Here is a 12,103-nt window from a genome sequence, read left to right on the forward strand (position 1 = left end):
ATACCGGGAAAAAACTCCTGATCAATACGGTCCCAAGCGTTGTAGGTGCATTGTTGGAGCAGGGGATGAGCTTTGCGTCTGTTTCGGTATTGAATATGGCCGGTGAACCCATTCCATCTAATTATAAGAAGGAGCTGAAAGGTAAAGTAAAAGAGATACGAAACCTTTACGGCCCTTCTGAAGACACCACTTACACAACAGTTTTCAGAATAGATGGAGATGAACGGGATCTTATTGGAAAACCAATTTCTAATACACAGATCTATATCTTAAGCGAAACAGAAGCGCTCCAACCAATAGGGGTAATCGGTGAGATTTGCATTGGGGGCGATGGTCTGGCCAGGGGATACTTAAACGAGGAAGGGCTGACTAAAGAGAAGTTCATATCAAATCCTTTTAAAGAAGGAGAGCGGCTGTATAAAACAGGGGATCTTGGCAGGTGGCTACCGGATGGGAATATAGAGTTCATAGGCAGAAGAGATGAGCAGGTAAAGATCAGGGGGTATCGGATTGAGCTTGGAGAAATAGAACATGCCCTGTTAAACCATGAAGCCATAAACCAGGCTGTAGTTGCAGTAAAAGAGAACCAGCCAGGGGAGAAAGCGCTGGTGGCGTATATTACTTCGGAGGAAGAACAGAATATAGGCGAATTGAGGTTGTTTTTAAAACAAGCGCTGCCGGTGTACATGCTTCCGGCCTATTTTGTTCAACTGGAATCAATGCCCTTGACAGCTAATGGCAAAGTGGATAAGAGATCTCTGCCTGACCCGGAAGGATCTGGTTTAACCATTGGCGTGGCGTATGCAGCACCCGAAACAGAGCTGGAAGCGAAGTTGGTAAAGATATGGGAAGAAGTGCTGGCAAAGGAAAATATCGGGGTGAACGATAGCTTTTTTTCATTGGGGGGCCACAGTATAAAAGCAGTTCGTTTGAGTAATGAGTATCAAAAGAGATTAGCAGTTAATTTATCGTTAGAAGAATTATTTACCCATACCAGCGTAGCTTCCCATGCAGCGCTGATAAACACTTCAATTAAAGAAGAATTCGTTCAAATTGAAAGGATCACTCCTCAACCGAATTACGCTCTTTCAGACGCTCAGAGAAGACTTTGGATTGTGAGCCAATCCGGACACGCATCGGTAGCTTATAATATGCCCGGTAGCATCGATCTAACAGGACTCCTCAATATTGAAAATTTCAAAAAAGCGATACATGCAACAATTGATCGTCATGAATCATTAAGAACCGTCTTCAGAAAAGATGAATCAGGCGAGATAAGACAGTGGGTACTTGACAAAGAAGACTTAGGATTTGAAATAATATGCAAAAACTTTGAAGATGACCGAAATGGTTATGACAAGGCGGCAGCCTTTATAGGTGAGGATTCCTTTAGTCCTTTTGATTTGGAAAAAGGCCCTTTATTGCGTGCCAGCCTGCTGAAAGTTAAAGAAGATAAGTTTATTTTCTATTTTAATATGCATCATATCATCTGTGATGGCTGGTCGTTATCAGTATTAGCCAAAGATGTATTTACTTATTACGATGCGTTTACCGAAAACAGGGAGCCGGCATTAAACCCGCTGAAAATCCAGTATAAAGATTATGCTGCCTGGCAACTGGCACAGCTGAATGAGCAAGCGTTTCAGAAGCATAGGGAATATTGGACTAAAAGGTTGCAGGGAGAATTACCGTCGTTGGATCTGCCAAGTACAAAGCTGAGACCAAAAGTTAAAACCAACAATGGTCACGCCCTTCAGGCATATATTAATGGCAACCTGACTGGTAAATTAAAAGAATATTCTGAAGAAAATGGGGGAAGTTTATATATGGGCCTGTTAGCGGGCTGGTATATTCTGATGTACCATTATACCAACCAGAAGGATATAATAATCGGCTCTTCGGTAGCCGGTAGAAGTCATGCTGATCTTGAAGATCAAATCGGTTTTTATTCAAATACGCTGGCGCTTCGAAATCATATTGAAACAGAAGAAAGTTTCCAGAATTTCTTCAGGCGTTTAATCGATACAACGTTGAAGAGCCTTAGCCATCAAATGTATCCATTTATCAGGTTGGTAGAAGATCTGAATTTCCGTAGCGATCCGAGCAGGAACACCATATTTGATGTTATGTTATTCCTCCAGAATAACGGTGAAAGAGTTAACAGACAGGAATTAAAAGAAGAAGAAATAGATGCAATTACAGATAAAGGTTACCGGGCATCTAAATTTGACATAAATCTCGCGCTCCAGGAGATAAATGATTGTGTGTCCCTGGATGTGACATTTAATCCGGATGTCTATGACCGGGACATGGTAGAGGGCTTAATAAAGCATTACAAACAACTGTTAAAGGTGCTATTAGAAAACCCTGGAGAAAAGATCTCGCAGATAGAGTATTTGTCTGATAAAGAAAAGTACGATCTTCTCCAGTTTAACAACATTGAAGATAAAAATTATCCGAAGAACAAAACAATCGTCGAACTGTTTGAGGAGCAGGTATCAAAAACGCCGCATAATACTGCTCTTGTCTTTAGAAATAAAAAACTCACTTACAGCGAACTTGATAAATTATCGAACCAGTTGGCCCATTACCTGGTTGAAAATTATGAGATCAAGGCCGATGATTTAATAGGCGTGATGTTAAATAGAAGTGAATGGTCCATTGTTTCCATTCTTGGTATTTTAAAAGCAGGAGCAGCTTATGTTCCGGTCGATCCCCAGGATCCTTCTTCAAGAAAAGATTTTATCATCAGTGACGCCTCGCTGAAGGTTTTGATCACGGAAGTTAATTTGATCCATGATCTTGGTTATTATGATGGCAATACTTTCGCGATTGATGTAGAATTCGACCCGGATAGCTATGCCGCAGACAGGCTTCCCGTTGTGTCTGCACCTGACAACCTCGCTTATGTGATTTACACATCAGGTTCCACAGGAAAACCCAAAGGAGCCATGATTACTTCAGGTGCAGTTGTAGATTATTCCTTTGGAATATTAAATGAAACCAATATTAGCGAATGTAAGTCCTTCGGACTTGTTTCTACTATTTCAGCTGACCTGGGCAACACTGTTATTTTTACTTCATTATTAATAGGCGCGGCCCTGCATGTCATTGCCAAAGAAGACATCATCAACGTGGATAAAATCCGGGAGTTTGATCTGGATTGTATCAAAATGACTCCATCGCACTGGAAAGCATGGCAAACCGGGGAACGCTTTTTTACACCAAATAAATGCCTGATTCTTGGCGGGGAACCATTTTCAGAAGAAATATTAAAGTATATAAAACTGGCTAATAGCAATTGTGAAGTATACAATCACTATGGACCAACCGAAACCACCATAGGTAAATTAGTAAAGCACGTTGATAAGAACCAACATGCGGTCAGAGTTTCCCTGGGCAGGCCAATCGGAAACAATAAGGTATATGTCTTAAATCCGAACCAACAACTTTGTTCTATCGGTTTACCGGGTGAGATCTGCATTAGTGGAGTTGGTTTGGCCAGGGGATACTTAAATCAGGAAGAATTATCGGCGGTGAAGTTTGTCAACAATCCTTTTAAAGCAGGAGAAAAATTATACAAGACCGGCGATTTAGGGAAATGGCTGCCCAATGGTGAAATAGAGTACCTGGGAAGGATAGACGAGCAGGTTAAAATACGAGGCTATAGGATAGAGCCGGGGGAAATAGAACATGCATTACTAAAACTTGATGTTATAGAAGATGCAGTGGTGATAGTTAAGGAAAATCAAAACAATGAAAATGCACTTGTAGCATATATTGTTGTCAAATCGGAGATAAATGCAGGTGTTTTGACATCCATGTTACGAAAATTACTTCCCGAATACATGATCCCGGCAACTTATGTTGAATTGGAAGTTATTCCATTAACACTAAATGGTAAAGTAGATAGAAGTTCTTTACCAGATCCCAAAACAATGGGAATTATCAGCGGTGTTGAATATGTAGCTCCCCAAAACGAGGTCGAAGAGCTGATTACAGAAATTATTGCAGGTATTTTAGGAAAATCTAAAAGCCAGATAAGTGTTTATGATAACTTTTTTGATCTTGGAATTAGTTCACTGGGATTGATGAAGCTATATGCATCTATTAATGAGAAGATGGATTTGAATCTTCAGGCGGTGTCTGTATTTGAATTTACTTCTGTAAGTGCGTTAGCCGCATATTTAACTAATGGCTCACAATCAGCGGTTGCAGAACTGGCGGAGACGAATATCGCGGCTGAAATGGATGATATGATCGATTCGCTTTGATTTAAACTAAAATTTGATTATGCAAAAGTCGACATCAGGAAATGGACAGTACGAGAGCTTAAGTGAGGATATGTACAAAAGCTACTATGAGTATTCTGGTAAAAATGATACCATAGAAACGATCTGGTCTAACGCTTTTGGGAGCAACTATCCTGCCGGGCTCAATCATTTTGGCTTCTTAACAAACACAGATTTAGCAATGTTCATGTCTCTCATAAACGCGAAACGTGGTGATGTGCTGTTGGACATTGGTTGTGGTAGGGGCGGCCCGGGGTTGAAGATCGCAGAGCAAAAGAAATTAAAATTGGTCGGAATCGATATCGTTCCAGAAGCAATTCACGAAGCAAACTTGTTAAAAGAAAATTTTGATCTTAGTTATACGGCCAAATTTGAAGTGGGAGGATTTGGTAATATTCCGATGCCAGACGATTCAGTGGACACTGTTATCAGTATAGATGCTTTTTGGATGGTTAAAAATAAAGAAGAAGCTTTAAACGAAATAAAAAGAGTTGCCAAAAATGGAGCACAATTCCTATTTACAACGTGGGACATTCTTTCAGACGAGTCATCATTGATGGCCAGGCAGGGGTTTAAGGTGTTATCAATGCTGGAGACGGAAAATTGGAAAACATATCAAATGAAAGTTTACGATGCCATACTAAAACACAAGGATCAGCTCCTTAAAGAAATGGGTAGGGCAGCAAATATATTGATCTCTGAGGCCGAAACAGTGCCCCCTATTTTGGAGGTAACAGTACGGCGATTTTATCATATTTCGGTTAATAAGTAGGTAGCCTGAAGTTTTTGTATTGGGAGATATGATTTTGTTACAACAAAGCCTGGTTGAATAATATGAATAATATTAATGATAGGTCTATAAAAAAGGATATCGCCATCATCGGTGTGTCGGGCATATTCCCGAAGGCAAAAAATATAATGGACTTCTGGAAAAACCTTGTGGAGGGGAATGAGGTAATTCATTTTTACGATGATGCCGGGCTGGAAAAGGCAGGAGTAAGTAAGGACCTCATACGTAATCCCAAATTTGTAAATACCAGTTGTTTATTAGAGGAGCCTGGAAGTTTCGATTTTTCTTTTTTTGGATACACAAAAGAAGAAGCGGCTTTGATGGATCCGCAAACGAGGATATTGCACGAACAGGCCTGGAAATGTTTGGAAGATGCTGGTTATAACCCTCACAATTATTCTCGTAAGATTGGAAGTATTTTTAGCGCGAGCGATAATATAAATTGGAGGAATTATGTAGCCCTTTCTGAAACACTAAATGTAAATCCTTTTTTCATTAAGCATATATCAAATGTTAACTCTGTAAGCAGATTGATCTCTTACTCCCTGAGTTTAAAAGGGCCAAGCTATTTTGTCGATACAGCTTGTTCAAGTTCATTAGTTGCTGTTCATATTGCCTGTCGAAGTTTGTTAATGAAAGAATGTACCATGGCATTAGCTGGTGGGGTGAGTATAGGATCGTCTACAGGCATTGGCTATATGCATGAGGAAGGTTCAATTCTGTCTAAGGATGGTCATTGTAAAGCATTCGACCAGGATTCTTCGGGTACCGTAATGGGAGAGGGTGCTGGTGTTGTGGTTTTGAAAAGACTGGCAGATGCATTAAGTGACAGAGATCATATTTATGGCGTAATTCGATCTACTTCTGTCAATAATGACGGCAGTTTAAAAGTAGGTTACACAGCCCCAAGTATTATAGGCCAATATGATTGTATTGACGCTGCATTAAAGATCGCCGGGGTTAATCCCAAAGATATTTCTTATATCGAAGCGCATGGAACAGGTACCAAATTAGGTGATGCGGTAGAAGTAGAAGCTTTGAATAAAGCTTTTAACCATGATACGTCTCATCAATGTTATATTGGATCTTTAAAGACAAATTTTGGGCATATGGATGCCGCTGCGGGAGTTGCTGGTTTAATTAAAACAGCGTTGTCTTTAGAAAAAAAAATGTTGCCACCGTCTTTGCATTTCAATGCAGCAAATCCTGCAGTTAACTTCAAATCCGGACCATTTTCGGTCAATGCCAGATTAACGGAATGGAAAAGCGACAAACCCAGGTTAGCAGGGGTCAGTAGCTTTGGTATTGGTGGCACGAATGCACATGCAATTCTCGAGGAACCTCCTTTAGCACAACCAGGAAGTGTTCCTACGGTTTATCAACTTTTGCCATTCTCTGCAAAAACGCAATCATCTTTAAAAAGGCTTGGCGATTCCTTGAAAGATTTTTTAAAAGAAAATCAAAAGGTCGATATGGCGGATTTGTCCTTTACACTTAAAACGGGAAGAGAAAGCCATAAGTTCCGGAACTTTATTATTGTTAAGGACGCTCAGGAAGCCATTGAACAACTTGATACAACAGATGTCCCTAAAACTTTTAAGGATGGTAAGCCGGGAGGAATTGTATTTATGTTTTCCGGCCAGGGAAGTCAGTATTATGGCATGGGAAGACAAGTCTATTCACAATACCCGTACTTCAAAGCAATTATAGACGAGGGGTTGATACTTTTAAAAAAAGAGACAGGTATCGACTATAAAGGTATACTTGGGTACAATGACGGGAAAGGTTCCGAAAGAGATCAGATAAATGACACCCGTCACACGCAACCGCTGATGTTTTTGCTGGAATATGCCTTTGCTAAATTCCTGCTGAAGCTAGGAGTACAACCAACGCAGATGATTGGCCACAGTCTTGGGGAATATGTAGCGGCCTGTATCAGTGAGGTCTTTACTTTCGAAGAGGGGGTCAGACTTGTCGTTAAGCGGGCCCGGTTAATGAGCGAAGTTGAACGTGGCGCTATGTTGAGCGTACAACTTTCCGCTGAAGAGGCTATCGGTGTTATTCCTCCGGATATTGCTGTTGCTGCAATTAATACAGAAAATTCCTGTGTTATTTCTGGCAGTTTTGCGGGCATTAAATCGGTTGAGGATCTGCTGGTTTCTAAAGAGATTACTTGTTCCAGGCTTCATACTCTTTATGCGTTCCACAGTTCGATGATGGACTCCATTTTGGATGCCTATGAAAATGAACTGAAAAAGATAAACTTTTCATATCCCAAATACTCATTCATTTCCTGCACTACCGGAGAACCAATTAAAAAGGAGGAAGCTATTTCGCCTGAATACTGGGTAAGACATTTAAGGGAAACTGTCAATTTCTCTAAAGGTTTGGATTTTTTACTGAAAGAAGGTAATTCAACTTTTGTTGAGATCGGGTCTGAAAATACCCTGGTGGGCTTTTTGCGGAAAAATAAAAATTTCTATTCAGGTTTAGTATTGGCTTCTGTACTCAAACATCCAACTGCAACCAAAAATGATTCTTATTACTTGTTGAATGCATTGGGCGTATTATGGAGTAATGGCGTAAGTATTGATTGGGATGAATATTATTCCAATGAATCAAGAAATAAAGTATCAGCTCCGACTTATTCATTCGATAAAATATTTTTTCCGGCCAGAGTAGATCCAATGAGAAGGCTTTTCGAATTGTATGCATCTGGTTCAATAGATAAGCTGGGTGATGAAAAATTTATTTCACAAGTTGACCAATCTGTGAACGGTGAGACTGAAAGATATCCTGAGGAGGTATCAGCGATGATTTTAACTGACATCGATAGGCCCGATATTGAAACCATGTATGCCGAGGCCGAATCAGAAACAGAAAAAGAGCTGGCGAAATTATGGAAGTCTTTCTTTGGGTATGAAAAGATAGGTGTAAACGATGATTTTTTCGATCTGGGCGGAGATTCATTGAAGGCAATCACATTGCTGAAGAGAGTTCACAAATCTTTTGATATTGAAATTAGTGTAGGAGATTTTTTTGTGAATAGAAGCATAAAAAAACTGGCAGAAGAAATTGATTTAGCACTTGAGGTTAAAAAATTAAACGATCGTGAGAACAGATCGCCAAGATCGAACCAAATAAGATTGTAATTTTTATGAAAGAATTGATTGCCGAACTTAAGTCGAAAAACATTTATTTATCAGTAGATAAAGAAGAGTTAGTTATTGATTTTGAGGGCGATGATTTATCTCATGATTTAATTTCCAGGATAAAAGATAACAAGGCAGCGCTTATTAGTTATTTAGGAAAGTATCACAACGATGGCAAATACACTGAAATTCCTGTACTTTCTTCAAGTAATTATTATCCTATCTCCGATGCTCAAAGAAGACTATGGGTATTGAGTCAGTTTGAAGGAGGTTCTGTAGCTTATAACCTACCCGGTAGTATTTACCTGAACCATGAAATTGAGATCGAAAGCTTTAAAAGAGCTGTAGATGCCACGATCGAACGTCATGAGATTTTAAGAACCGTATTCAGAGAAGATGAGTCAGGGGAGATCAGGCAATGGGTACGGGAAAGAGAAGACCTGGGCTTTGCAATCGACTACCAGGACTTTAGGAAAGAAGCTGACAGGAAAGAAAAAGCAGAAGCGTATATCGCAGCAGATGCTTATCGCCCATTCGATCTGGCAAGAGGACCTCTATTGAGAGCAGCCTTACTTCAGGTAGAGGAAGAAGAATATGTATTCTACTTCAACATGCACCACATTGTCAGTGATGGGTGGTCTGTGAGTGTATTGTCTAAAGATGTATTCAAATACTATGAAGCCTATAAGGCGGGCAAAGAGCCTCAGATAAAAGAATTAAGAATCCAGTACAGGGATTATTCGGCCTGGCAGCTAACGCAGTTGGATCAGGCGTCATTTAAGGCACATAAAAAGTATTGGGTAGATAAACTCTCGGGCGAATTGCCATTGCTGGATCTTCCTGCCACCAGGCAGCGTCCTAAAGTCAGGACCTACAACGGCCACACCTTAGCCACTTATCTTGATAAAGCTACAACGGCTAAACTAAAAGACTATATCCAGGAAAAAGGGGGCAGTCTATTCATGGGCTTACTGGCATCATGGAACGTGTTAATGTACCGCTACACTTCTCAAAAGGATATCATCATAGGCACTCCGGTAGCAGGCAGAGAGCATGCCGACCTGGAAGATCAGATCGGGTTCTATGTGAACACGCTTGTGTTAAGAAATGAAGTTAATCCTGAGGAAAGCTTTGACCGTTTTTACCACGCTTTAAAAGGGTATACTTTAAAGAGCTATAACCATCAAATGTATCCATTCGATCGTTTGGTCGAGGAATTGGACCTTCAAAGAGATACAAGCAGAAATGCAGTGTTTGATGTTATGCTCACCCTTCAAAGCAACGCGGCAGGAATCGAAGAGGTTGAAATATCAGAAGAATCGTTAAATCAGATAGTTGATCAGGGCTTTAGCACATCAAAATTTGATATAGAGATTAGGGCTCAGGAGATAGATGCTTACCTGTCCCTGAAGATTATTTTCAACCCTGATGTCTATGAGAAGACCATGGTTGAAGGGCTGATAAGGCATTACAGGCAACTGCTAAGCGCCCTGCTGGAAGCTCCGGAAGAGAAAATCTCAACAATAAATTACTTATCAGAAGACGAGAAACATAAACTGCTGGTCACATTTAACGATACAGCAGTCGTATATCCAAGGGATAAAACGATAATTGATTTATTCGAGGAGCAGGTAGCAATGACCCCTGACAATATAGCGGTAGTATTTGAAGATACAGCACTTACATATCGGGAGCTTAATGAGAGGTCCAATCAGCTGGCTTATTACCTGAGAGAAAATTATAACATCCGGCCAGATGATTTGGTAGGCATCAAACAAGCGCGCAGTGAGTGGATGATTGTGTCGATACTGGGTGTGTTGAAATCAGGAGGAGCGTATGTTCCAATTGATCCTGAATTTCCTCAGGAAAGGATAGCTTATATTGAAGTGGATACCAAAAGTAGGGTATGCCTGGATGAAAAAGAGCTAAAAGCATTCAAAGAAAACCAGGAGCGTTATTCTAAAGAACCGGTGAGTTCCGCTGCTACATCCAACAACCTTGCTTATGTGATCTACACCTCAGGTTCCACAGGGAAACCGAAAGGAGTAATGATCGAACATCAGAATGTAACTAACTTTTTCTCTGGCATGACAACCATTTTTGGTGAAGAGAAAGGTACATTCTTATCTATGACAAATTTTACATTTGATATATCGGTATTGGAGCTTTTATGGACTCTGAGTAAAGGATACAAAGTGGTTATACAGGGAGATGCCATGCAGATTAGTGAAGAAGATAAAAACAATAAAACACAGTACAACTATTCGGTTTATTCACAAGTCAGGAAACACAAGGTCACGCATTTACAAATTACGCCTTCCATGGGGGCAATGTTGAATGAGCACCTTTCAACAGATGAAGGTTGGGGTTCAATTAAGAATATCCTTTTGGGTGGTGAGCCGGCTACAGTTTCGTTGGTGAATGATATTTACCAGAAATTACCCGGTATGCAACTTTACAATATGTATGGACCGACAGAAACGACAATTTGGTCCACGGTAAAAACTTTGGAAAAAAATACCCAAAGGATTGAAATTGGTAAACCGATTGCCAATACCAAAATTTATATTTTGGACGAAAACCGTAACCCGGTTGCAGCAGGTGTTCAGGGAGAGATATACATTGGAGGAGAAGGAGTCGCACGTGGGTATACAAACAAGGAGCTAACCGGTCTTAGTTTTATTGAAAGCCCTTTTGTAGCTGGAGATCGCTTATATCGGACTGGAGATTTTGGGTCATGGTTAAACAATGGTTCTATTTATTGTTCCGGGCGTAAGGATCAACAAGTCAAGATCCGGGGATACCGCATAGACCTGGGAGAAATAGAGCATGCTTTATCAAACTACAAAGAGATTGACCAGGTTGTGGTTTTAGTCAAAGAGAATCAATCAGGAGAAAAAGAGCTGGTTGCCTATATCACTTCCAACTCAGAGCAAAACATTAATGATTTAAGGGAGTATTTAAAAGAGAAGCTACCTGCGTATATGCTTCCGGCCTACTTCGTACAACTCGAAGCAATGCCGTTGACGGTCAGTGGTAAAGTGGATAAAAAATCATTGCCAGATCCGCAAGGCCTGGGAATCACGAGTGGCGTGAAATATGTAGGTCCACGCAATGAACTGGAAGAGAAGCTTGTAAAGATCTGGGAACAAGTTCTGCAGCGGGAAAACATTGGTATGTTAGATGACTTTTTTGTCCTTGGCGGCCATAGCTTAAAAGCAGTTCGCCTGAGCAATGAGTATCAAAAGGAATTAGCAGTAAAGCTGAGTTTAAAAGAGCTGTTTGTGCATACCAGCGTAGCCTCCCATGCCGCACTGATTGCATCTTCGGCCAGAGAGGCATTTGTTCAGATAGAAAAAGTGACTTCTCAGGCAAGCTATTCCATTTCGGATGGCCAAAGAAGACTCTGGGTATTGAGTCAGTTTGAAGGAAGTTCGGGAGCTTATAATATACCGGGAAGTATTTACCTGGATCAGGACATTGACATTGAAAACTTCAAAAGAGCCATAGATGCTACGATAAATCGACATGAGATTTTAAGAACCGTCTTCAGGGGAGATGAGTCAGGAGAGATTAGACAATGGATAGTCGGAAAAGAGGACTTAGGCTTCGCAATCGACTATCAGGACTTTAGAAAAGAGACTAACAAGAAGGAAAAAGCAGAAGCGTATATCACAGCAGATGCTTACCGGGCCTTCGATCTGGCGAAAGGGCCTTTACTGCGGGCAGCGTTACTTCAGGTAGAGGAAAAGACATTCGTATTCTACTTCAATATGCACCATATCATCAGCGATGGCTGGTCTATGGAGGTATTGTCCAAAGATGTATTGAAATACTATGAAGCTTACAAGGCAGGCAAAGCGCCTGAG

Annotated in this window: 4 protein-coding genes; all 4 read left to right on the forward strand. The window is 40.6% G+C overall.

Features of this window, described 5'->3' with window-relative positions:
• The first annotated feature begins 20 nt into the window (after window positions 1-20).
• Window positions 21-4,274: a non-ribosomal peptide synthetase gene (locus A4R26_RS32695; protein ID WP_278248469.1), complete on the forward strand. Its 4,254-nt coding sequence runs from the start codon at window positions 21-23 to the stop codon at window positions 4,272-4,274.
• 19 nt (window positions 4,275-4,293) lie between these two features.
• Complete coding sequence (locus A4R26_RS32700) at window positions 4,294-5,064, forward strand: class I SAM-dependent methyltransferase (protein ID WP_081171144.1); 771 nt, start codon at window positions 4,294-4,296, stop codon at window positions 5,062-5,064.
• Window positions 5,065-5,126: 62 nt separating this feature from the next.
• Window positions 5,127-8,234, forward strand: a complete 3,108-nt coding sequence (locus tag A4R26_RS32705) for a type I polyketide synthase (protein WP_081171146.1) — start codon at window positions 5,127-5,129, stop codon at window positions 8,232-8,234.
• A gap of 5 nt (window positions 8,235-8,239) precedes the next feature.
• Window positions 8,240-12,103, forward strand: a 3,864-nt coding sequence (locus A4R26_RS32710) for a non-ribosomal peptide synthetase (protein ID WP_133054857.1), incomplete at its 3' end; no start/stop codon positions are given.

The sequence above is a fragment of the Niastella populi genome (assembly GCF_002078015.1).
Lineage (GTDB): Bacteria > Bacteroidota > Bacteroidia > Chitinophagales > Chitinophagaceae > Niastella > Niastella populi.